The organism is Streptomyces sp. NPDC107471 (genome assembly GCF_055582845.1).
On sequence record NZ_JBVJPC010000010.1, the window covers coordinates 139548 to 161653 of the forward strand.

At 71.3% G+C, this 22106-nt stretch carries 19 protein-coding genes; 8 read left to right on the forward strand and 11 right to left on the reverse strand.

The genetic code is table 11. From position 1 onward, the window contains the following. Positions 1-3: 3 nt before the first annotated feature. The 5 genes from ACZ66S_RS30940 (at position 4) to ACZ66S_RS30960 (ending at position 6170) form a co-directional block, all read left to right on the forward strand. Entirely contained in the window at positions 4-1530 is a 1527-nt protein-coding gene (locus ACZ66S_RS30940) for an MFS transporter (protein ID WP_469904851.1), read from the forward strand. Between the two features lie 257 nt (positions 1531-1787). Next, entirely contained in the window at positions 1788-2549 is a 762-nt protein-coding gene (locus ACZ66S_RS30945) for a DeoR/GlpR family DNA-binding transcription regulator (protein WP_280850968.1), read from the forward strand. Next, entirely contained in the window at positions 2546-3493 is a 948-nt protein-coding gene (pfkB, locus tag ACZ66S_RS30950; RefSeq protein WP_469904852.1) for a 1-phosphofructokinase, read from the forward strand. The genes ACZ66S_RS30945 and pfkB overlap by 4 nt, the downstream gene beginning before the upstream one ends. A 220-nt stretch (positions 3494-3713) precedes the next feature. Next, positions 3714-5816 (forward strand): PTS fructose transporter subunit IIABC, encoded by a 2103-nt coding sequence (locus ACZ66S_RS30955; RefSeq protein ID WP_469904853.1) that lies wholly within the window; start codon positions 3714-3716, stop codon positions 5814-5816. A gap of 99 nt (positions 5817-5915) precedes the next feature. Then, entirely contained in the window at positions 5916-6170 is a 255-nt protein-coding gene (locus ACZ66S_RS30960) for a hypothetical protein (protein WP_469904854.1), read from the forward strand. Between the two features lie 19 nt (positions 6171-6189). On the opposite strand, the gene ACZ66S_RS30965 is transcribed toward ACZ66S_RS30960, so the two are convergent. The 4 genes from ACZ66S_RS30965 to ACZ66S_RS30980 form a co-directional block, all read right to left on the reverse strand. Next, positions 6190-6936 carry a DUF6227 family protein gene (locus tag ACZ66S_RS30965; RefSeq protein WP_469904855.1) on the reverse strand — a complete coding sequence of 249 codons (747 nt, stop codon included), beginning with the start codon at positions 6934-6936 and terminating at the stop codon, positions 6190-6192. Positions 6937-7125: 189 nt separating this feature from the next. After that, a complete protein-coding gene (locus ACZ66S_RS30970; RefSeq protein WP_469904856.1) occupies positions 7126-8352 on the reverse strand; it encodes a L,D-transpeptidase in 1227 nt (408 codons plus the stop codon). A 674-nt stretch (positions 8353-9026) separates the two neighbouring features. Beyond that, positions 9027-10055 carry a P1 family peptidase gene (locus ACZ66S_RS30975; protein ID WP_469904857.1) on the reverse strand — a complete coding sequence of 343 codons (1029 nt, stop codon included), beginning with the start codon at positions 10053-10055 and terminating at the stop codon, positions 9027-9029. Positions 10056-10174: 119 nt separating this feature from the next. Then, a complete protein-coding gene (locus ACZ66S_RS30980; RefSeq protein WP_469904858.1) occupies positions 10175-11374 on the reverse strand; it encodes a low temperature requirement protein A in 1200 nt (399 codons plus the stop codon). A 149-nt stretch (positions 11375-11523) separates the two neighbouring features. On the opposite strand from ACZ66S_RS30980, the gene ACZ66S_RS30985 reads away from it, so the two are divergent. Further along, entirely contained in the window at positions 11524-11706 is a 183-nt protein-coding gene (locus tag ACZ66S_RS30985) for a hypothetical protein (RefSeq protein ID WP_469904859.1), read from the forward strand. A gap of 22 nt (positions 11707-11728) precedes the next feature. On the opposite strand, the gene mscL is transcribed toward ACZ66S_RS30985, so the two are convergent. From mscL to ACZ66S_RS31015, 6 genes are all read right to left on the reverse strand, one after another. Next, entirely contained in the window at positions 11729-12202 is a 474-nt protein-coding gene (gene mscL, locus ACZ66S_RS30990; protein WP_469904860.1) for a large conductance mechanosensitive channel protein MscL, read from the reverse strand. Positions 12203-12340: 138 nt separating this feature from the next. Then, positions 12341-12892, reverse strand: a complete 552-nt coding sequence (locus tag ACZ66S_RS30995) for a hypothetical protein (protein ID WP_469904861.1) — start codon at positions 12890-12892, stop codon at positions 12341-12343. A gap of 133 nt (positions 12893-13025) precedes the next feature. After that, a complete protein-coding gene (locus ACZ66S_RS31000; RefSeq protein ID WP_469904862.1) occupies positions 13026-13859 on the reverse strand; it encodes an S-methyl-5'-thioadenosine phosphorylase in 834 nt (277 codons plus the stop codon). 98 nt (positions 13860-13957) lie between these two features. Next, positions 13958-14281 (reverse strand): FmdB family zinc ribbon protein, encoded by a 324-nt coding sequence (locus tag ACZ66S_RS31005; RefSeq protein WP_469904863.1) that lies wholly within the window; start codon positions 14279-14281, stop codon positions 13958-13960. Between the two features lie 68 nt (positions 14282-14349). Next, the gene (locus tag ACZ66S_RS31010; protein WP_469904864.1) at positions 14350-15618 is read right to left on the reverse strand and encodes an MFS transporter; all 1269 of its coding nucleotides are present in this window, start codon (positions 15616-15618) and stop codon (positions 14350-14352) included. A gap of 198 nt (positions 15619-15816) precedes the next feature. Further along, positions 15817-17352, reverse strand: a complete 1536-nt coding sequence (locus tag ACZ66S_RS31015; protein ID WP_469904865.1) for a potassium/proton antiporter — start codon at positions 17350-17352, stop codon at positions 15817-15819. Positions 17353-17597: 245 nt separating this feature from the next. Between ACZ66S_RS31015 and ACZ66S_RS31020 the strand changes: the two genes are divergently transcribed. Then, positions 17598-20441, forward strand: coding sequence for a penicillin acylase family protein (locus ACZ66S_RS31020; RefSeq protein WP_469904866.1), 2844 nt, complete (start codon positions 17598-17600; stop codon positions 20439-20441). Between the two features lie 45 nt (positions 20442-20486). On the opposite strand, the gene ACZ66S_RS31025 is transcribed toward ACZ66S_RS31020, so the two are convergent. Beyond that, entirely contained in the window at positions 20487-21071 is a 585-nt protein-coding gene (locus tag ACZ66S_RS31025; RefSeq protein WP_469904867.1) for a 5-formyltetrahydrofolate cyclo-ligase, read from the reverse strand. A gap of 132 nt (positions 21072-21203) precedes the next feature. Here ACZ66S_RS31025 and galU point away from each other — a divergent pair, with 132 nt between their 5' ends. Continuing rightward, complete coding sequence (gene galU, locus ACZ66S_RS31030; RefSeq protein ID WP_469904868.1) at positions 21204-22106, forward strand: UTP--glucose-1-phosphate uridylyltransferase GalU; 903 nt, start codon at positions 21204-21206, stop codon at positions 22104-22106.

Sequence of the window (22106 nt, forward strand, 5' to 3'; positions counted from 1 at the left end):
GACATGACCTCCACCGAGACCACCCTTTCGGGCACCCTCGACGCACGCCCCGCCCCGGGCGACCGGCGTCGCTGGTTCGCTCTCGCCATCGTGATGACCGCGGCCTTCATGGACCTCGTCGACGTCACCATCGTCAACATCGCCATCCCGTCCATCCGGCAGGACGCCGGCGCCTCCGTCAGCCAGATCCAGTGGATCACCGCCGGTTACGCGCTGGCCTTCGCCGCGGGACTGATCACCGGCGGACGGCTCGGTGACATCCACGGGCGCAAGCGGCTGTTCCTCGTCGGCATCGGAGGGTTCACCGCCGCGTCGGCGCTGTGCGGCTTCGCCGCCAACCCGGAGATGCTGGTCGCGGCCCGGATCCTGCAGGGCGGCATGGCGGCGATGATGGTCCCGCAGGTCCTGTCGATCGTGCACGCGACCTTCCCGGCGCACGAGCGGGGCAAGGTGTTCGGGCTCTTCGGCGCGGTCGTCGGGCTCGGGGCCGTCTCCGGCCCGCTGCTCGGGGCGCTGCTGACCGAGTGGAACCTCTTCGGCCTGGAGTGGCGGCCGATCTTCCTCATCAACCTGCCGGTCGGGATCATGGGCCTGATCCTCGGGAGCCGCTTCATCACCGAGTCCAAGGCCCCGCGGGCGCTGAAGCTGGACCTGGCGGGCGTGGCCATGGTCGTGCTCGGGCTGCTGATGCTGCTCTACCCGCTGACCCGCGGCGAGGAGCTGGACTGGCCGGTGTGGGGATACGTGTCGATGGCCGGCGCGCCCCTCGTGTTCGCGGCGCTGGTGGCGTACGAGAAGCGCAAGGGTGAGCGGGACGGGTCCCCGCTGGTCGAGCTGTCGCTGTTCAAGGTGAAGAGCTTCGCCGCGGGCATCGCCGTGCAGACCGTGTTCGGGATCGGGCTCGGCATCTTCTTCCTGGTGTGGACGCTGTACATGCAGACCGGCCTGGGCTGGAGCCCGCTGCGGGCGGGGCTGACCGGGGTGCCTTTCTCGATCGCCGTCTCCACGGCCGCCGGGCTGTCGGTGCAGAAGCTCGTGCCGCGCTTCGGGCGCGGGGTGCTCCAGGCCGGTGCGCTGCTGATGGCGGTGGGCGTGCTGCTCTACCTGTGGGAGGCCGAGCGGTACGGCATGTCGATCAGCTCGTGGCAGATGGCGCTGCCGCTGGTCGTGATGGGCGTGGGCATGGGGCTGATCGTCGCGCCGCTCACCGACGCGGTGCTGTCGGAGGTGCCGCGTGAGCACGCCGGTTCGGCGTCGGGGCTCATCAACACCGTGCAGCAGATGGGCAACGCGCTCGGGCTCGGACTGGTGTCGGTGGTCTTCTTCGGGGTCATCGGCGACGACCTGCGGCCGGAACAGGTGGGGCCGGCCTTCGTGGACGCCTTCCAGCACGCGCTCGGGTGGGTCGCGGCGGTGATGGGCGTGATCTTCCTGCTGATGTTCGCGCTGCCGAGGCGGCCGGCGCAGCACGTGGAGGGGGCCGGCGAGCTTCCCGCGGTGGAGGAGAAGGAGCCCGAGCTGGTCTCCTGAGAGTGAAGACGAGGTGAGGGGCTCGGTACCTGCTGAGGTACCGGGCCTTTTGCTTGTCGGACTCGTACTCGGACTCATACGGCCTCGGACTCATACGGCCTCGGACTCGTACGGACTCGTACTCGAACCCAGCCTCGCGCCCGGCCGGAAGTCCGTTCGTGCCCGGACGGGGTCCGAACCTGTTTACTTTCCGGAAATCCGGGCGTAGCCTCCCGACTGAAACCACACGTTCGGGCATCAGTCGGAGGCGAGCGGACATGTACGCACCGGAGCGGCAGCAGGAGATCCTCCGGCTCGCGCGTGACGGCGGGCGGGTGGACGTCGTCTCGCTCGCCGAGGAGTTCCAGGTCACCGCCGAGACCATCCGGCGCGACCTGAAGGCCCTCGACCGCGCGGGACTGCTGCGCCGGGTGCACGGCGGGGCCATCCCGGCCGGACGCCTCGACTTCGAGCCGGACCTCGCCGAGCGCGAGACGACCGCGGCCGACGAGAAGGACCACATCGCCAAGGCGGCCCTGGCCGAACTGCCGACCGAGGGCACCCTGATCCTCGACGCCGGCACCACCGTGGCCCGTCTGGCCGCCGCCGTCCCGCTGGAGGCCTCGCTCACCGTCGTCACGCACAGCCTGCCGATCGCGGCCCGCCTCGCGGACCACCCCGGCATCCAGCTCCACCTGGTCGGGGGGCGGGTACGGCACCGTACGCGCGCCGCCGTGGACGCCTGGGCGCTGCGGGCGTACGGCGAGATCCGGGCCGACGTCCTCTTCGTGGCGGCCAACGGCTTCTCCGCCGAGCACGGCCTGACCACCCCCGACCTCGCCGAGGCCGCGGTCAAGCGGGCCGCGCTCGCCGCCGCCCGCCGCGTGGTGCTGCTCGCCGACTCCTCCAAGCACGGCCAGGAGCACTTCGCCCGCTTCGGTGACCTGAGCGATGTGGACCTGCTGATCACCGACAGCGGGCTGAGCCCCGAAGACGCCGTCGCCATCGAGCGTGGCGGCACGGAAGTAGTGCGCGCATGATCCTCACCGTCACCCCGAACCCGTCCCTGGATCGCACCTACGAGGTCCCGGCCCTGGAGCGCGGCGAGGTTATCCGCGCCACCGGGGAACGCATGGACCCCGGCGGCAAGGGCGTCAACGTCTCGCGTGCGGTGGCGGCCGCCGGGCAGCGCACGGTCGCGGTGCTGCCGCTGGGCGGGGCGCCGGGAGCGCTGGTCGCGGACCTGCTCGACGCACAGGGCATCGAGGTCGCGCCGGTCCCGGTCGCCGGGGCGACCCGGTCGAACATCGCGCTCGCCGAGTCGGACGGGGTGCTCACGAAGATCAACGCGCCGGGTCCCGAACTCTCCCCCGAGGAGCAGGAACTCCTTCTGGAGACCGTGCGCGAGCAGTCGCGCGACGCCTCCTGGATCGCCTGCTGCGGAAGCCTGCCCCGCGGGCTCGCGCCCTCCTGGTACGCCGAGGTGGTCGCGCGGGCGCACGCCGGCGGCGCCCGGATCGCGCTGGACACCTCGGGGCGCGCGCTCCTGGAGGCGCTGCGCGAACGGCCCGACGTGGTGAAGCCGAACGCCGAGGAGCTCGCGGAGGCCGTCGGGCGCCCCCTGTCCACGGTGGGTGACGCGGTCAAGGCGGCCGAGGAACTGCGGGAGATGGGTGCGCGGGCGGTGCTCGCGAGCCTGGGCGCCGACGGCCAGTTGCTCGTGGACGGCTCGGGCGCCTGGTTCGGCAGCGCCCGCGTGGACGCCGTACGCAGCAATGTCGGCGCCGGCGACTCGTCGCTGGCCGGCTTCCTGATCGCCGGCGGCAGCGGCCCCGGGGCCCTCGCCTCCGCCGTCGCGCACGGTGCGGCGGCCGTCCGGCTTCCCGGCAGCGTCATGCCGGCCCCGGGTGACCTGGACCCGGACGCCGTGACGGTCACGGCCGAGGTGCCGGTGGACCGCACGCTGACGGAGCCGGTGTCATGACCGCCCCCCTGGACCGCGCGACGACGCCGAAGCGGCGAGGCTCCCCGTCACCCGCCGCGGCCCACGGGCGGCGGGGCCGTCTGAGCCGCCCCGTCGTTCGGTGGGGGCGGGGCTTCCCCGGCCCCGTCCCCGCCACCCCCGAGACCCCACACCGCTGCACCCCCGTCCCCACCCCCGCCCACCCCACTCCCCGGGCGATACGCGTGCGAAGGAGCCCGCGATGAGCGAGATGATCACCGCGGACCTGGTCGATCTCGACCTGTCCGCCGATACCAAGGAAGCGGCGGCCCGTGCCCTCGCCGCGCGCATGGTCGCCCAGGGCCGGGTGACCGACCTGGAGGGCTTCCTCGCCGACGTGGCCGCCCGCGAGGCACAGATGCCGACCGGCCTCGACGGCGGCATCGGCATCCCGCACTGCCGCAGCGCACACGTCACCGAGCCGACCCTCGCCTTCGGGCGCAGCTCCGCCGGGATCGACTTCGGCGCCGCGGACGGACCCGCCGACCTGATCTTCCTGATCGCCGCCCCGGCCGGCGCGGACGACGCCCACCTGACCATCCTGTCCTCCCTCGCGCGGCAGCTCATGAACACCGAGTTCACCGACGCGCTGCGGTCCGCCGGCAGCGCCGAGAGCGCGGCTGCGCTGATCCGCGGGGACGAGGCGCCCGCCGACGGCGCCACCGAAGGCTCCGTTGCGGCATCGGCGGCGGCCTCCGCCGATGCCGCAACGGCCGGCACCCCCCGGCCCGCCGATGCCGCGACGGCCGGCACCCCCCGGCCCGCCGATGCCGCGACGGCCAGCACTCCTCGGCCCGCCGACGAGGACGCGCGCCCCTTCCGGATCGTCGCCGTCACCTCCTGCCCGACCGGGATCGCCCACACCTACATGGCGGCCGAGTCGCTGGAGAACGCCGGCCGCGAGGCGGGCGTCGAACTCGTCGTCGAGACGCAGGGCTCGGCCGGCTTCGAACGGCTCGACCCGGCCGTCGTCGCGGCGGCGGACGGCGTGATCTTCGCGCACGACGTCCCGGTGCGCGACAAGGACCGCTTCGCCGGCAAGCCCACCGTCGACGTCGGGGTGAAGGCGGGCATCAACCGGCCTGCGGAACTCATCACCGAGGTGCGCGGGAAGGCCGCGCGCGGTGAGGTGACGGCGGGGGCGACCGGGGGCGGGACGCCGGTCGAGCGGGCCGGTGAACCCGGCGACGGCTACGGCACCAGGCTCCGCAAGTGGCTGATGACCGGCGTGAGTTACATGGTTCCCTTCGTCGCCGCGGGCGGTCTGCTGCTCGCCCTCGGCTTCGCGATCGGCGGCTGGCAGATCGCGAGCGCGCCCTCGGTCATGAAGCACTTCTCCTGGACCGAGATCGACAGTTGGGGCGCCCTGCTCTTCCAGATCGGCCAGGTCGCCTTCGGCTTCCTCATCCCGGTCCTCGCCGGATACATCGCCTACGGCATGGCGGACCGTCCCGGACTCGTCCCCGGCTTCGTCGGCGGCATGATCGCCTCCAACATCGCCGCGGGCTTCCTCGGCGGTCTGGTCGCCGGTCTGCTGGCTGGTGCCGTGGTCCTGTCGATCCAGCGGATCAGGATCCCACCGGTGCTGCGCGGCATCATGCCGGTGGTGGTGATCCCGTTGATCTCCTCGCTGATCGTCGGGTTCCTGATGTTCGTGGTGATCGGCAAGCCCATCGCCGAGGCCCAGAAGGGCATGACCGACTGGCTCAACGGCCTCTCCGGCACCAACGCGATCCTGCTCGGCGTCCTCCTCGGCCTGATGATGTGCTTCGACCTCGGCGGCCCGGTCAACAAGGTCGCGTACGCCTTCGCCACCGCGGGCATCGCCGTGCAGGACCCGAGCGACTCCGCGATGAAGGTCATGGCCGCCGTGATGGCCGCGGGCATGGTCCCGCCGCTGGGCATGGCCCTCGCGACCACCGTCCGCAAGAAGCTCTTCACCGAGACCGAGCGCGAGAACGGCAAGGCCGCCTGGGTCCTGGGCGCCTCCTTCATCTCCGAGGGCGCGATCCCGTTCGCCGCGGCCGACCCGCTGCGGGTCATCCCGGCCTCCATGGCGGGCGGCGCGGTCACCGGCGCCCTGTCGATGGCCTTCGGCGCCACCCTGCGCGCCCCGCACGGCGGCATCTTCGTGGTCCCGCTGATCGGCAGCCCGTTCCTCTACCTGATCGCCATCGCGGCGGGCGTGTGCGTCACGACCGCGCTGGTGGTCGTCCTGAAGAGCATGCGCAGGCCCGCCCCGGAAGCGGCGGCCCCCGCGGCGCCCGCCGCCACGGCGGAGGCCAAGCAGCCCGTCGCCGCATAGGAACCGCCCCTTTGGGGTGGCTGTGAGGTGTTCACGGCACCTGCGAGATACGTCACGGTCCGGGGCCAAAGTCCCGGACCGTGGTGTCTACTGGACGGCATGCCTGAGCACGTCTCCGTCTACCAGTTGCTTGGTGTGACCCTGCTGGTCCTGGTGGTCTTCGCCTGGACGGCGGGGTTGGCCTACATGCTGCGCCACGGCCGCCACGAGGCCGTCGTGTGGCGCGTCGCCCACGGCCTGCCGGCCCTCCCGCGCCCGCGCCCGGCCGCCCCCGGCCACGAGTGCGTCGAGCTGACCCCGGCGGAGAAGGACGCGTTCGCGGGTCTGGTACGACAGCTCGGCGACGGCCGCTGACCTCGAACCGTCGGCCGGTTCAGGACAGTTGCGCCGCCCGGCGCTCCATGGCGTCCCGGGCCGCGTCCTCGGTGACGTACACCTCGCACATGTGCCGCCCGTCCGGTGTCGCCGTGTGCTCGACCTCCCACAGGGAGATCTCCGCGCCGTCGCGCAGCAGGAACGCGTGCTCGTACAGCGAGAACCCCAGCCCGGCCCGCCCCGCCCGGCAGGGCCGCCCGAACGCCTGGGTGATCTGGTGGGCGAACGCCTCCGCCAGCAGCGCGGCCGTCTCCGGGCCCGGCCGGTCCGGGTTCTCCGCGCGGCGCAGCAGCCGGCGCGCGTGGTCCGCCGAGTCGTCCGGGACGTAGGCGTGCCGCGGCGGCTGCGCGGGCGCGAGCTGCACCGTCACCGGCAGCTCGAAGTCCGGGGTGTCCGGCGGCAACGGCAGCCGGGCGGTCGCCGCCCGCAGCTCCTCCTCGTCGACGTACACCTCGTGCTGCGGGACGCTGTCCCGCGCGGTGTTGTGGACGAGCTCCCACAGAGTGAGCGCCGAGCCGTCGGCGAGCAGCCAGGTGTGCCGGTACGTCTCCCGGTGCAGCCCCGCGCTGTGGTGCGCGGAGTGCAGCGAGCTGTCGTACGCCAGCGCGCAGTCCAGTCTCCTGATCACCTCGTCGGGCAGCTCGAAGGAGTTCAGGGCACGACCGAGGAGCCGCGCGAGGTGCTCCTCCGGAGACTCGGGCGACTCGGGTGGTTCGTACGCTGCCGTCTCGTACGGAACGCTCAAGGTTTCTCCCGGCGTTGCTGCATGTCACCTTGTGGGTGCATACCGTAGCCCCTCGGTCGGACATCATGTCCGGGAACCGAGAAAACGTATGCCCGGAAAACGGCCGGGCCGCGCAGGAAATTCCCACGCGGCCCGACGAACCGTCAAAGATCCCCGGTCAAAGGCTTCTTGCGCTGCTCTCCACGCGGCTCAGGACGAGCCGACGGCACTCCCTGCGACCCACTCGTCCCACGACATGTTCCAGCCGTTGAGCCCGTTGTCGGGCGCCACCGTCTTGTCGGGGGAGTTCTTCACCACCACCACGTCCCCGACCAGCGAGTTGTCGTAGAACCACTTCGCCGGGGTGTCCGCCTGGCCGCCCTTGACGTCCCGCAGACCGACGCATCCGTGGCTGGTGCCGGTGCGGCCGAAGGGCGGATTGCTCTTGCTGTACCAGTAGTTGCCGTGGATGAAGGTCCCCGACTGCGTCAGCCGCATGGCGTCCGGGACGTCGGGGATGTCATAGGCGTTGGCCAGCGCGACCGTCCGGCTGTCCATGCGGATCTTCTTGTACTTCTCGGAGATCACCATCTGCCCGTTGTAGGTGGTGAACTCCGGGCTCCCGGTGGAGATCGGCACGGTCCTGACGGTCTTCCCGTCCCGTACGACCTTCATGGTCTGGGTGTCGGCGTCCACGGTGGACACCTGCGAGCGCCCGATCGTGAAGCTGACGGTCCTCTCCTGCACCCCGGTGACGCCGTTGGCGCCCTCGACCCCGTCCAGGTCGATCTTCATCGTGACCTTGGAGCCGGCCTTCCAGTACTCCTCGGGCCGGAAGTCGAGCCGCTGCGCCCCGAACCAGTGCCCGACCACCTGCTGCCCGCTGCTGGAGCTGACGGTGATGTGCGACTGCACGGCCTTCTTGTCGCTGATCGCCTTGTCGAAGTTGAACGACACCGGCATCCCCACACCGACCGTCGTCCCGTCGTCCGGCGTGTACGTCCCTATGAAGCTGTTCGCCTTGGAGACGGTCGTGAACACGGACTTGGCGGTCACCGCCTTGCCGTCCGAGTCCTTCGCCGTCGCGGCTATCTCGTACTTCGTCCCGCGTTCGAGCTGTTCCTCGGGCTTCCAGGTCTTCCCGCCCGCGGCCAGCGCCCCCGGCACTTCCTTCCCCGTGCCGGCCACCGTCATCCTCACGCCGGTCAGCATGCCGTCGCTGACCTTCACGCCGGTCCTGTTGATCGACGCGCCCGTCGAACCGTTCTCGGCGGAGATGACGATCCGCGCCGCGGAGGTCTTCGCGGAGTCCTTGCCGCCCTTCCCCTCGCTCTTGGCGTCGGAACCGCCTCCGCACGCGGTGAGGGTGAGGGCGCCGACCATCAGGACGGCAGAGGCCCCCAGTGCGCGCCGTGCTGTTGTGTCCGGCGTTGTCACGTGATGCTCCAGATTCTCGCGATGTGCGTCGTCCGCCCCACTCCGTAAAGAAAGAGGGACCCGGTCCCCACCCGGGTTCCCACAGAACTAGACGAATGCCATGACCGCTGCGCTGGGCTTGGGTCGGGCGCGTAGGGGATGCCGGGTTCGGTTGTGTGGCGGGTGCGGGTCCGTCGTGGCCGGTCGCGCAGTTCCCCGCGCCCCTAGGGGGTTGGAGTCGCCCGTGTCACAAGGGGCCCGTCTGGCGAGTGCGGGTCCGCCGTGGCCGGTCGCGCAGTTCCCCGCGCCCCTGGGGGGTTGGGGTCGCCCGTGTCACAAGGGGCCCGTCTGGCGAGTGCGGGTCCGCCGTGGCCGGTCGCGCAGTTCCCCGCGCCCCTGGGTGGGCCATGTGGACGCTCGTGCAGACGCGTACGGCGGTGAGGGGACGGGGTGGGGGGTGTCCGCCCGCAGCGGCCGGCGTCCGTTGCAGAGCACTACTCAAGTGACCGAGGCGCCGGACCGAGGACGGATACCCCCCACCCCGGCACCGACCCACCCACCGGACCCAAGGCGCTACACGAACCCCCACCGGGACCGCGCAGGCCGCCGCAGGCATTTCAGGGGCGCGGGGAACTGCGCAAAACGCCCGCCCCCACCGAACCCGCACCCGCACCCGAACCCGCACCCACCCCACGTCACCCCCCGCCGTACAACTCCCCATAACTCGGCCACACACCCCCCACCCCCACCACCGACTCCGCCCTCCGCACAGCCCGCACAATCGCCCGCGTCACCACATCCGCCCCCGCCGCCAACACCCCGTTGAGCGCGAGCGGATCCCCCGCGTCGAGCGACCGCGCACCCGTCGCCAGGGCGAACACCGTGTCGCCGTCGTGCAGCAGATGCACCGGCCGCACGGCACGCGCGATGCCGTCGTGCGCGGTCCCCGCCACCTTCTGGGCCTGCGCCTTGGACAGGTCCGCGTCCGTGGCGACCACCGCGAGCGTGGTGTTCAACGGCGGCGCCCCGTTCCCCGCCGCGGTCTCGGCGAGCCGCCGCCGCGCGGCGTCATGCACCCGCTCCTCCGGATACCGCACCCGCCCGTCGAACATCTCCCCGTAGAGCACCCCCGTCTCCGGATCCGCCACCGCCCCCACCGCGTTGGCCACCACCAGCGCCGCCACGGTGATCCCCGACGGCAGCACGACACTCGCCGTGCCCACTCCGCCCTTCATCGCCCCGACCGCGGCCCCCGTACCGGCCCCCACACACCCCTCCGGCACCACCGCCCCGAAGGCGCTCGCCGCGGCCGCCTCGACGGCGGCCCGCCCCATCGACGCGTCCGGCCGGGCCCGGAAGTCGCCGCCCCGCCCGAGGTCGAAGACACAGGCGGCGGGCACGACCGGCACCACGTGCGAGGGATCCGGCCCGACCCGTACGCCCCGCCCCTGCTCCTCCAGCCAGGCCATCACCCCGGAGGCCGCGTCCAGCCCGTACGCGCTGCCCCCGGTCAGCACGATCGCCTCGACCTTCTGCACCAGGTTGCGCGGGTCGAGCGCGTCGGTCTCCTTGGTTCCGGGACCGCCGCCGCGCACGTCCACCGCGGCGACGGCCCCGCCCTCCGGGGCGAGCACGACGGTGGTGCCGGTGAGCCAACCGTCGCCGGTGCGTGTCGCGTGCCCCACACGCACCCCGGCGACATCCGTCAGAGCGTCAACTGTCATGGACCCAGTCTCGTCCAGCCCCACCGCACTCCCCGGAACCGGCGGTCCGGACTCCCCACGGCCCCACCCGGACACGGTTCCGGCCCGGCAAGGCCCCGCAAGGCCCCGCAAGGCCCCGCTCACGCCACCCGAGCCGGCTCCTCCCGCTCCCGTGCCGCCATCCGCGCGGTCAGCGTCGTCCCGGTCACCACGGCCAGCGCCGACACGATGCCCGCCGCGAGCACCGCCCAGTCGCGGAGGAAGGTGCAGCAGATCACCAGCAACGCCGTGACCGGCAGCACCAGTTGCTGCGCGATGCCCACCTTGAAGTACCGCGAGTGCAGGAGCCAGACGGTAAGCAGGTAGAGCGCGGTCGGCAGGGTGACCGCGGCGGACGCGGCAAGGGTCGAGATGTGCGCCTTGCCGACGGCCTGCTCCACGGCCACCTCCAGGCCCGCCCCGATCGCCGCGGCCGAGGCGAACACCACGTAGTGGCCGTAACCCCACAGGAACGCCTGCCGGTTGGAGCGCAGGTGGCCGTGGATGGGCACCACGAAGTAGATCCACCAGGCCGCGAAGATGATCAGGAGTCCGCCCGCGGCGATCGGCAGCAGCTCGTCCAGCGCGTCGTTCTCGTCGATGCCGGACTTCACGGCGACCGTGGCCGCGGCGATCGTCTCGCCGAGCACGATGATCGTGAACAGTCCGTAGCGTTCCGCGATGTGGTGCGGGTGCCACGAGGTCGGATGGTCCCGCTCGGCGAAGGGCGGCACGCACATCTCCAGCACCGCCATCACCAGGAACACCCAGGGCCGCCCGCCCTCGGGCAGTACGAGCAGCCCCATCCAGCCGACCTGGCACAGCAGCACGCCGAACGCGTACCGCAGGGCCATCGTCCGCTCCGCGCCCTCGGTCGAGCGCGCCACCCGCAGCCACTGCGCGATCAACGCCAGCCGCATGATCACGTAGCCCACCAGCACGGCCAGGAAATCGTGGTCCTCGAACGCCCGGGAGACCCCGGCCGCCAGCACCAGGACGCCGGCGATCTGGATCAGGGTGACGATCCGGTACAGCGCGTCGTCGTTGTCGTACGCCGAGGCGAACCACGTGAAGTTCATCCACGCCCACCAGATGGCGAAGAACACCATCGCGTAGTTGAGGATGCCCTCGCCGGCGTGCGCCTCGGCGACGGAGTGCACCAGGGCCACGCCCGCCTGGGCGATGGCCACCACGAAGCACAGGTCGAAGAGGAGCTCCAGCGGCGAGGCGACCCGATGGGCCTCGTCCCGGCCGCGGGCGGTGAGTCTGCGCAGTGGGCTGCGCGGGGGACTGGACGTCATGGAGCCAAGCACAGCAGATGTCGTCGGGAAACGCTTGTGCACCCCCCACCGGCGCCGACGGACCGGGAGCCCAGGCCGGCACCAGGGCGGGACCCGGAGCGGGCGGCCGTCCCCGACCTGTGTGACCGGCAGGGCCGTACCCTGGAGACATGAGCAGCGCCCCCCGCCCCGAACCCCGCGAGCCGAAGCCCACGCTGGTCTTCGACGATCCGCTGGACCAGCAGTCCGCGGACGACACCGACCGGGGCTGGGGCGACCGGCCGCGCTCCGACGGCGACAGTGCGGCCGACCTGAAGCGCTTCCTCGACGAGAAGCCGCCCCACCACATCTGAGGGTGCGGCGGGACCCGGCGCGCTAGCGCCCGTCGTGTCCCGAGCCCCGCTGCGCGACCAGCGCGTCGCGGATCTCCTTGAGCACCTCCAGCTCGGTCACCTCGATGACCTCGTGCGTGCCCTCCTTCGCCTTCCGGCGGGCCTCCACCCGGGCGAGGTACTTCGACATCGGCAGGACCATCAGGAAGTAGACGACGGCCGCGGTGATCACGAAGGTGAGCGTCGCGCCGAGCACCGATCCCCACCGGATCGGAATGCCGCTCACCACGGTGCCGTCGGCCGTGACCTTGCAGGGGTCCCGCAGACACGAGCTGTAACTGTCGAGGTTCTTGGTGCCGATCGCTCCGACCAGCGGGTTGATGATCCCCTTCACCACGGAGTTGACGATGTTGGTGAAGGCGGCGCCGATGACCACCGCGACTGCCAGATCGACGACGTTCCCGCGCATCAGGAAGGCCTTGAAGCCCTCCCAGACGCTCGGCTTCTTCTCGCTCACCTAGAGGCCTCTTCTCGCACGCACAGGTTGTGGAACAAACAGCTCCGCAACCTACGTCAACGCGAGGTGACCCTGTCCAATTGGGTAGCTCGAAAGGGGGACTTGACGCAAACCCCCGCAACAGGCGGATCACACGGCTCACCACAGCGTCACCGCCAGCCGTGCCGTGGTGCTCGCGCCCGCGAGTCGTGCCGCCGTCGCCCGCGGCACCGCGAGCACGACCAGCGCGCCGTTCCCGGTCACCCCGTCCGCCGGCTCCGGTACCTGCGTCACGCGTGCCCCGCGGGCCACCACCCGGGCGTCCCCGCCGAGCGCCGACTCCTCGGCGGCGATGACGTCCACCCGGTCCCCGGGCCGCAGCAGCCGGACCGTGGCCCCGTCGGCGATCCGCACCGGCGCCGACACCGACTCCGCGGCCCGGTGCCCGCGCACGGGCCCGGTCGGATGTCCCCGCGCCCCCTTGTCGTCCCGCGTCGCGTGGTCGCCCCGCGGGCCCGCGGCCACCAGCGCGGCCGCGGTGACGGCCAGGCCGAGGGCCACGGCCCGCCTCCGGTGCCGTACGAGCCGCCGTAGCCGCTGCCGGCCGCCGCGCACCCGCACCGGTGCGAAGTGCGGGACCTCGCAGGTCGGGGGAGCGTCGGTGCCGGGCGGGCACGGGACCAGGGGAGAGGGGGAGGGAGCGAAGGACATGGGAACCACCACCAGCGACGGGAGATCGGCTTGCGTTGCCACGATGAGGCTTCGCGCCGGATCCCGCCGGGACCGGTGGACCACCGCCCGGTTGTGGAGAACTCCCTCACCCGAACGAGAACTTCCGCCCCTGCTAGGGCAGTTCGAACCCCGGGTTCATCCCGCCCAGCGCGTTCGCGCACAGGCAGTCCCGCTCCCCGTTCGCGGGCAGCGCCGCCACCGCGTCGAACAGCACGCCCCGCAGCCGGTCCACGTTGGCCGCGAACACCCGCAGCACCTCGTCGTGCGAGACGCCCTCACCGGTCTCCGCGCCCGCGTCGAGATCGGTGACCAGGGTCAACGACGTGTAGCAGAGCTCCAGTTCACGGGCGAGGGACGCCTCGGGGTGGCCGGTCATGCCCACCACCGACCAGCCCTGCGCCTGGTGCCACAGCGACTCGGCGCGGGTCGAGAAGCGGGGCCCCTCGACCACGACCAGCGTGCCGCCGTCCACGGCCTCCCAGTCCTGCCCGCGGGCCGCCTTCAGCGCGGCCGCCCGCCCGACGGGGCAGTAGGGGTCGGCCAGGGACACGTGCACCACGTTCGGCACGGCGCCGTCCGGCAGCGGCAGCCCGTCGAAGTACGTCCCCGCCCGGGACTTCGTGCGGTCGACCAACTGGTCCGGCACGAGCAGCGTGCCCGGGCCGTACTCGGGCCGCAGCCCGCCGACCGCGCACGGCCCCAGGACCTGCCGTGCCCCCACCGACCTGAGCGCCCACAGATTGGCCCGGTAGTTGATCCGGTGGGGCGGCAGATGGTGGCCGCGGCCGTGCCGGGGCAGGAAGGCGACCCGCCGGCCGGCGACCTCGCCGAGGAAGAGGGAGTCGCTGGGCGGACCGTAGGGGGTGTCCACCTGGACCTCGGTCACGTCGTCGAGGAACGAGTAGAAGCCCGAGCCACCGATCACGCCGATCTCTGCGTTCGCCATGTCCGCACAGTATCCGGCGCCGGAGAACCGCGGTCGCCGGGCCCGGGAAACACCGAAGACCCCGCCGTCCTACGACGGCAGGGTCCCGGAAGTGAGACCTATGCGGCGGAGCTGCTGCTGGACGAGCTGCCCGAGCTCGACGACTTCGAGTCCGAGGAGGATGAGGAGGTCGACGAGGAAGAGGACGACGAGGTGGACGTCGACGGCTTCGAGGACGAGGACGCCGGCGAGCTGCTCGACGAGGAGCCGCGGCTGTCGTTGCGGTAGAAACCGGAGCCCTTGAAGACGATGCCGACCGCGGAGAACACCTTCTTGAGGCGACCCTGGCAGTTGGGGCATTCGGTCAGAGCGTCGTCGGTGAACTTCTGCACCGCCTCGAGGCCCTCGCCGCACTCGGTGCACTGGTACTGGTAGGTCGGCACTTGTCTTCCTCCTGGCACTCTCACTCAATGAGTGCTAACGAGGGTCCATAGTGACGTATTCCCGGGGATCAGTCCACTGCCACCGGTACTCGGTGACCCATGCCACGTGCGACGGTCCGGCCGCCGGGCCGTGCCGCGAGGCGTGAACGCAGCGCCACCAGGGTCGCCAGGGCGAGCAGGGTGCCGCCCATCGGCACCAGGAACCCGGCACCGCCCCAGAAGCGGTCCTCCAGTTGTCCGGCGATCGTGACCGCGGCCGCCTGGCCGAGGGCCACCGCTCCGGTGAGCCAGGTGAAGGCCTCGGTGCGGGCGCCGGCCGGGACCAGGTTCTCGACCAGGGTGTAGCCGGTGATCAGGGCGGGCGCGATGCACATGCCGACCAGGAGGCCGAGCCCGGCCAGGACGAGCACCGAGTGCGCGGCCCACAGGCCGGAGGCCGTCAGCGCGAGGGCCCCGTAGCCGACGAGCAGGCGCCGCTGGGGGGCCACCTTCCAGGCGATGGCTCCGCAGACCAGGCCGGAGAGCATGTTGCCCGCGGCGAAGACGCCGTACAGGACGCCGTTCAGGCCGGGCTCGCCGATCGACTCGCTGAACGCGGCCAGCGACACCTGCATGCCGCCGAAGACGGAACCGATGCCCAGGAAGGTCACGATCAGCACCCGCACCCCGGGGATGCGCAGCGCCGAGGTGCGCTCCACGCGCGCGTGTGCGTCGACCGCGGCGACCGTCGGCTGGGTGCTCTTCTGCGCGGCGAACAGCAGGCCGCCCAGCAGCGTCAGCGACGCCTCCGTCAGCAGGCCGGCCGCGGGGTGGACGGCGGTGCACAGGGCGGTGGCCAACAGCGGGCCGAAGACGAAGGTCAGCTCGTCCGTGACGGACTCGAAGGCGGCCGCCGTGGTCATCAGGGGCGAGTCCTGGAGCTTGACGCCCCAGCGGGCGCGCACCATGGGCCCGATCTGCGGCACCGAGGCGCCGGTGGGCACGGCCGCGGCGAACAGGGCCCACAGGGGCGCGTGCGCGAGGGCGAGGGCCGTCAGGGACAGGCCCGCCAGGGTGTGCACCAGGACGCCGGGGACCAGTACGGCGCGCTGCCCGTAGCGGTCCGCGAGACGGCCGCTGTAGGGCGCGAAGAGCGCCATGGAGACGCCGGTGACGGCCGCGACGGCGCCCGCCGCGCCGTAGGAGCCGGTGGTGTGCTGCACGAGCAGCACGAGGGAGAGGGTGAGCATCGCGAACGGCTGGCGTGCCGCGAAGCCGGGGAGCAGGAACGTCCAGGCGCCGCGGGTGCGCAGCAGCCGTCCGTATCCCGGGCGGGAGGAGGTGACCGTGGATGCCACGGCCCGTGCCTTTCTGCCGCCTGGTAGCGCGCCTGTGCGGGGGCGCCGAGAGCTGTCCTCTTGCGCGGACTGCGGTAGATGCCGAGGTCCGCTCTCGGGGACGTCCCGGCCGCCATACGGTCGCGCCAGCTCTGCGTCAGGCAGAGTTGGTTCGATCAGGGGTCGGCCCCCATCGTACAGGGGGCGCCTGCCCCGCCCTCAACGTGCGCCTTCGTCCCCGCCGGTGCCCAGCCAGTCGGCCAGCTTGCCACCGTGGCCCACCGCGCGCAGCCGTCGCTCGGCGGCGTCGCGGACCGGGTCGGTGGCGACGACGAGCAGTTCGTCCCCGCGCCGCAGCACGGTCGTGGGCAGCGGCACGAACGATTTTTCGTCGCGGACGACCAGGGTGACCGCCGCGCCGGCCGGCAGCCGCAGTTCGTTGACCTCGACGCCGTGCATCCGGGACCCCTCGGGGATCGCGACGGACAGCAGGTGCCCGCGCAGCCGCTCCAGGGGCGCCGACTCGATGCCGAGGTCGGCGGCCTCGGAGTCGCCGCCCAGATGCAGCTTGCGCGCGAGCCAGGGCAGCGTCGGGCCCTGCACGAGGGTGTAGACGACGACCAGGACGAAGACGATGTTGAAGACCCGGCGGCTGCCCTCGATGCCGCTCACCATGGGGATCGTCGCCAGGATGATGGGCACGGCGCCGCGCAGTCCGGCCCAGGACATGAGGGTCTGCTCCTGCCACGGCACCCGGAACGGCGTCAGGCACAGCACGACGCTCAGCGGGCGCGCCACCATGGTGAGCACCAGCCCGATGACGAGTCCGGGCAGTACGTCGTCGCCCAGCTCGTGCGGGGTGACCAGCAGGCCGAGCAGGACGAACATGCCGATCTGGGCGATCCAGCCGAGCCCGTCGGCGAATCCGCGGGTGGCCGGCCAGTGCGGCAGTTTGGCGTTGCCCATCACCATGGAGGCCAGATAGACGGCGAGGAACCCGCTGCCGTGCGCCAGCGCGCCCGCCGCGTAGGCCGTGAGGGCGATCGCCATGACGGCGATCGGGTAGAGGCCGGAGGCGGGCAGGGCGACGTGCCTGAGGCCCCAGGAGCCCAGCCAGCCCACCGCGATGCCCAGGGCGGCGCCGATGGCCAGTTCCAGCGTTATCTCGGCGACGAGCGTGTACCAGTGCTCGATCGGGCCGGTCTGGGAGAAGGCGACCACCAGGATGACCACCGGGGCGTCGTTGAAGCCCGACTCGGCCTCCAGCGTGCCCGTCACGCGCGCGGGCAGGGGGATCTTGCGCAGCACCGAGAAGACCGCCGCGGCGTCCGTCGAGGAGACGACCGCGCCGATGATGAGCGCCTGGCGCCACTCGAGGCCGATCAGGTAGTGCGCGGCCGTCGCCGTCACCCCGACGCTCACCGCGACCCCGCCCAGCGCCAGCGCCGTGGCGGCCGGCAGGGCCGGCTTGATCTCCTTCCACTTCGTGCCGAGTCCGCCCTCGGCCAGGATCACGACCAGGGCCGCGTATCCGATGACCTGGGTCAGTTCGGCGTTGTTGAAGTGGATGTCGCCGATGCCGTCCTGACCCATGGCGATGCCGATCCCCAGGTACACGAGCAGGCTGGGGAGCCCGCTGCGCGAGGAGATCCGGACCGCTGCCACGGCGACGAGCAGGACGAGCGAGCAGACGAGCAGGAGCTGGTTGAGGTGGTGGACAGTCAGCGGCCGTTCCCTTCCCTGGCTCACCGGCATCACGCGCGTGTGAGCTCACGTACAGAGGACACGAGCCGAGAGGGCTCCGCATCCAAGTACTTCGTTACCTTACCTAACTCTTGACGATTTCTTGACGCTTCGCGTGGCGAGATCGAACGGTCGTCCGCGTTCGTTCCCGACTCCGCGTCAAGTCGGCCCGAGCCCTGCGCCTATGGTTGCTCCAGCCGCTTCCCGTCAGAAGCACAGCCCGCCCTGCCGCTCGCGTTAGGACAGCAAGGACAGCGATGCCCCCCACCACCACCGCCTCATCGGGTCAGCAGCCCGGCAAGTCCGGCAGGAAGAAGGGGCGCCGAGCCCGCCTGATCGTTCTCGTGCTCGTACTGGCCGTCATCGGCGGTGTCGCGTACGGCGGGTACTGGACGGTGAGCACCGTCCGCGCCTCCTTCCCGCAGACCAAGGGCTCGATCGAGCTCGAGGGTTTGTCGGGCCCCGTGGACGTCAAGCGGGACGGTTACGGCATCCCGCAGATCTACGCCTCCTCCGACGAGGACCTGTTCATGGCGCAGGGCTACGTCCAGGCGCAGGACCGGTTCTACGAGATGGACGTGCGCCGGCACATGACCTCCGGGCGTCTGTCGGAGATGTTCGGCAAGGGCCAGGTCAAGGACGACGAGTTCCTGCGCACGCTGGGCTGGGACCGGGTCGCGAAGAAGGAGTACGACACCAAGCTGTCGGCCTCCACCAAGAAGTACCTCCAGGCTTACGCCAAGGGAGTCAACGCCTACCTCCAGGGCAAGGACGGCAAGGAGATCTCCCTGGAGTACGCGGCGCTCGGCTTCGAGAACGACTACAAGCCCGAGAAATGGACCCCGGTCGACTCGGTGGCGTGGCTCAAGGCGATGGCCTGGGACCTGCGCGGCAACATGCAGGACGAGATCGACCGCGCCCTGATGACCAGCCGCCTCGGCCCCAAGCAGGTCGCCGACCTGTACCCCGACTACCCGTACAGCCGGAATCAGGCGATCGTCCAGGAGGGCCAGTTCGACGAGCTGACCCAGACCTTCCAGCAGAACGGCAGCTCGCAGGGGAACGGCCTCTCCGGCTCGGGCACCTCCACCGACGGCACCTCCACCGACGGCACCGGCACCTCCACGAGCGGCTCCGGAACGGCCGTGGGCGGCACCGCGGTGGGCACGTCGGCCTCGACCTCCTCCTCGACCGCCTCGGCCCTCCAGAGCCAGCTCTCGGGCCTCTACGAGGTCCTGGACGACGTCCCCACGGCCGTCGGCGTCAACGGCCAGGGCATCGGCTCGAACTCCTGGGTCGTCGCGGGTTCGCACACCATCACCGGCAAGCCCCTGCTCGCCAACGACCCGCACCTGTCGGCCTCGCTGCCGTCCGTCTGGTACCAGATGGGCCTGCACTGCCGGACCGTCTCCGCCAAGTGCCAGTACGACGTCTCCGGCTACACCTTCGCGGGCATGCCCGGCGTGGTCATCGGCCACAACGCGGAGATCGCCTGGGGCATGACGAACTCCGGCGTCGACGTCACCGACCTCTACCTGGAGAAGCTCTCCGGCGACGGCTACCTCTACGACGGCAGGACCAAGCCCTTCACCACGCGCGAGGAGACCATCAAGGTCGCCGGCGGCGCGTCCAAGAAGATCGTCGTCCGCGAGACGAACAACGGCCCGCTGCTGTCCGATCGCTACGACGAGCTCGTGAAGGTCGGCAAGAAGGCCACCGTCGACAACGCGGCCCCCGACCGCGGCGACGGCTACGGCGTCGCCCTGCGCTGGACCGCGCTCGACCCCGGCACCACCATGGACGCCGTGTTCGCGATCGACAAGGCGTCGAACTGGAGCGAGTTCCGCTCGGCGGCGGCCCTGTTCGACGTGCCCTCGCAGAACCTCGTCTACGCCGACGCCGAGAACATCGGCTACACGCTGCCCGGCCGCATCCCGATCCGCGCCAAGGGCGACACCGGCGCCATCCCGGCCCCGGGCTGGGACCCCAAGTACGCCTGGACCGGCAAGTACATCGAGCAGGACGAACTGCCCTATGAGTACAACCCGGAGCGCGGCTTCATCGTCACCGCCAACCAGGCCGTGATCGACAAGGACAAGTACCCCTACACGCTCACCACGGACTGGGGCTACGGCACCCGCAGCCAGCGCATCACCGACCTGATCGAGCAGAAGATCAAGGGCGGCGGCAAGATCTCCACCGACGACATGCGCCAGATGCAGCTCGACAACAGCAGCGAGATCGCCAAGCTGCTCGTGCCGAAGCTGCTGAAGATCGACGTCGAGGACAAGGACGTCCGGCAGGCGCAGGAGCTCCTGGAGGGCTGGGACTACACCCAGGACGCCGACTCGGCCGCGGCCGCCTACTTCAACTCCGTCTGGCGCAACATCCTCAAGCTCGCCTTCGGCAACAAGCTGCCCAAGGAGCTGCGGGTCAAGGGCCAGTGCCTGTGGGTCGACCCGGTCAGCACCACCGGGCCCGCGGACGAGACGGAGAAGGTCCGCGAGTGCGGCCAGCGCGACGCCGACCAGGCGCAGCCCGACGGCGGCGACCGCTGGTTCGAGGTCGTGCGCAACCTCATGGACGACGAGAACAGCGACTGGTGGAAGACCCCCAAGGGTGTCGGTGACCGCCCCCCGGCCGCCAACCGCGACGAGCTGTTCAAGCGCGCCATGATCGACGCCCGCTGGGAGCTGACCGCCAAGCTCGGCAAGGACATCGACACCTGGAGCTGGGGCCGGCTGCACCGCCTGTTCCTGAAGAACCAGACCCTCGGCCTGGAGGGCCCCGGCTTCGTCCAGTACATGCTCAACCGCGGCCCGTGGAAGCTCAGCGGCGGCGAGGCGACGGTCAACGCGACCGGCTGGAACGCCGCGGGCGGCTACGGCGTCGTCTGGGTGCCGTCGATGCGCATGGTGGTCAACCTCGGCGACCTCGACAAGTCGAAGTGGATCAACCTCACCGGCGCCTCCGGGCATGCCTACAGCGCGCACTACACCGACCAGACCGGCAAGTGGGTCAAGGGCGAGCTGCTGGACTGGTCCTTCTCGGACAAGGCCGTCGACGAGAGCACGTCCGACACCCTGGTCCTGAAGCCGTAGCACCCGACGAAGGGCCCCTCCACGCGCGCGTGGAGGGGCCCTTCGTCATTCCGGGTCCTGGAAGCGGCGCACGGCGGACGGCGTGACCACCGCGTGCACCGGGCGGTCGTGCGCCTCCTCCGGGACCTGCGCGACGACCTCGGAGTCGTACAGGAGGACCACCAGCGCCGGTCGTGCGCCCGCGCGCTCCAGGCGCGCGAGCACCCGGTCGTACGACCCCCCACCGCGCCCCAGGCGCATCCCGCGCCCGTCCACCGCGAGGCCGGGCAGCAGCACCACGTCGGCGCCGGTCACGGCCTCCGGTCCCAGACGTTCCCCGGCGGGCTCGAAGAGGGCCATTTTTCCGCCGTGTTGGACGCGCGCGAGAGAGCCCTCGCCGCTGTAGGCGCCCCAGTCCAGGTCGTTGTCCGGCAGGAGCGCCGGGAGCAGGACCCGCACGCCCCGCTCGCGCAGCGCGTCCAGGAGCGTGAGCGTGCCCGGTTCGCTCCCCACGGAGACGTACGCCGCCACCGTGCGCGCACGCGCCAGCTCGGGCAGCTCCAGGGCCCGGCCGGCCAGCGCGGAAGCGGCTTCCCGCACGTCATCGGCCGTCAATCTGTTCCTCACCGCCAGGTACTCTCGTCGCAACATTCGCTTGTCAGGCTCGGTGGGACGTCCGACGTGACTCAAACTATGCACCCGTACCCTTCCAATACGCTCATATAAGAGCTTATTAACCGGAGCCCCAGATTCCAGGCAAAGGCACCGGATAGGGTTGCGGACATGACTCAGTCGCACCCTCGGATCAGCAAGGCTGTCATTCCGGCAGCAGGGCTCGGCACCCGCTTCCTGCCGGCCACCAAGGCCACTCCCAAGGAGATGCTGCCGGTGGTCGACAAGCCGGCGATCCAGTACGTGGTCGAGGAGGCCGTCTCCGCCGGCCTCGACGACGTCCTCATGATCACGGGACGCAACAAGCGCCCCCTCGAGGACCACTTCGACCGCAACTACGAGCTCGAGTCCGCCCTCCAGAAGAAGGGCGACGCCGGCCGGCTCGCCAAGGTGCAGGAGTCCAGCGACCTCGCCACCATGCACTACGTCCGCCAGGGCGACCCGCGCGGCCTCGGCCACGCGGTCCTGTGCGCGGCCCCCCACGTGGGCCACGAACCCTTCGCCGTCCTCCTCGGCGACGACCTGATCGACGCCCGCGACCCCCTGCTCCAGCGCATGATCGAGGTGCAGGAGCAGCACGGCGGCAGCGTCATCGCGCTCATGGAGGTCGCACCCGAGCAGATCCACCTCTACGGCTGTGCCGTCGTCGAGGAGACCGAGGACAGCGACGTCGTCAGGGTGAGCGGCCTGGTCGAGAAGCCCGACGCGGCCGACGCCCCGTCGAACTACGCGGTCATCGGCCGCTACGTCCTCGACCCGCACATCTTCGACATACTCCGCAAGACCGAGCCGGGCCGGGGCAACGAGATCCAGCTCACCGACGCCCTCCAGCAGCTCGCCCAGGACGAGAAGGTCGGCGGCCCGGTGCACGGCGTCGTCTTCAAGGGCCGCCGCTATGACACCGGGGACCGCGGCGACTATCTGCGTGCCATTGTCAGACTCGCGTGCGAACGTGAAGACCTGGGCCCGGACTTCCGGACCTGGCTTCGCAGTTACGTAGCCGAGGAGATGTAG

Bases quoted from the DNA above. Each gene is read 5' to 3' on its own strand.
- ACZ66S_RS30940 (WP_469904851.1), top strand. From the start codon at position 4: ATGACCTCCACCGAGACCACCCTTTCGGGCACCCTCGACGCACGCCCC.
- ACZ66S_RS30945 (WP_280850968.1), top strand. From the start codon at position 1,788: ATGTACGCACCGGAGCGGCAGCAGGAGATCCTCCGGCTCGCGCGTGAC.
- pfkB (WP_469904852.1), top strand. From the start codon at position 2,546: ATGATCCTCACCGTCACCCCGAACCCGTCCCTGGATCGCACCTACGAG.
- ACZ66S_RS30955 (WP_469904853.1), top strand. From the start codon at position 3,714: ATGAGCGAGATGATCACCGCGGACCTGGTCGATCTCGACCTGTCCGCC.
- ACZ66S_RS30960 (WP_469904854.1), top strand. From the start codon at position 5,916: ATGCCTGAGCACGTCTCCGTCTACCAGTTGCTTGGTGTGACCCTGCTG.
- ACZ66S_RS30975 (WP_469904857.1), bottom strand. From the start codon at position 10,055: ATGACAGTTGACGCTCTGACGGATGTCGCCGGGGTGCGTGTGGGGCAC.
- ACZ66S_RS30980 (WP_469904858.1), bottom strand. From the start codon at position 11,374: ATGACGTCCAGTCCCCCGCGCAGCCCACTGCGCAGACTCACCGCCCGC.
- ACZ66S_RS30985 (WP_469904859.1), top strand. From the start codon at position 11,524: ATGAGCAGCGCCCCCCGCCCCGAACCCCGCGAGCCGAAGCCCACGCTG.
- ACZ66S_RS30995 (WP_469904861.1), bottom strand. From the start codon at position 12,892: ATGTCCTTCGCTCCCTCCCCCTCTCCCCTGGTCCCGTGCCCGCCCGGC.
- ACZ66S_RS31000 (WP_469904862.1), bottom strand. From the start codon at position 13,859: ATGGCGAACGCAGAGATCGGCGTGATCGGTGGCTCGGGCTTCTACTCG.
- ACZ66S_RS31015 (WP_469904865.1), bottom strand. From the start codon at position 17,352: ATGCCGGTGAGCCAGGGAAGGGAACGGCCGCTGACTGTCCACCACCTC.
- ACZ66S_RS31020 (WP_469904866.1), top strand. From the start codon at position 17,598: ATGCCCCCCACCACCACCGCCTCATCGGGTCAGCAGCCCGGCAAGTCC.
- ACZ66S_RS31025 (WP_469904867.1), bottom strand. From the start codon at position 21,071: ATGTTGCGACGAGAGTACCTGGCGGTGAGGAACAGATTGACGGCCGAT.
- galU (WP_469904868.1), top strand. From the start codon at position 21,204: ATGACTCAGTCGCACCCTCGGATCAGCAAGGCTGTCATTCCGGCAGCA.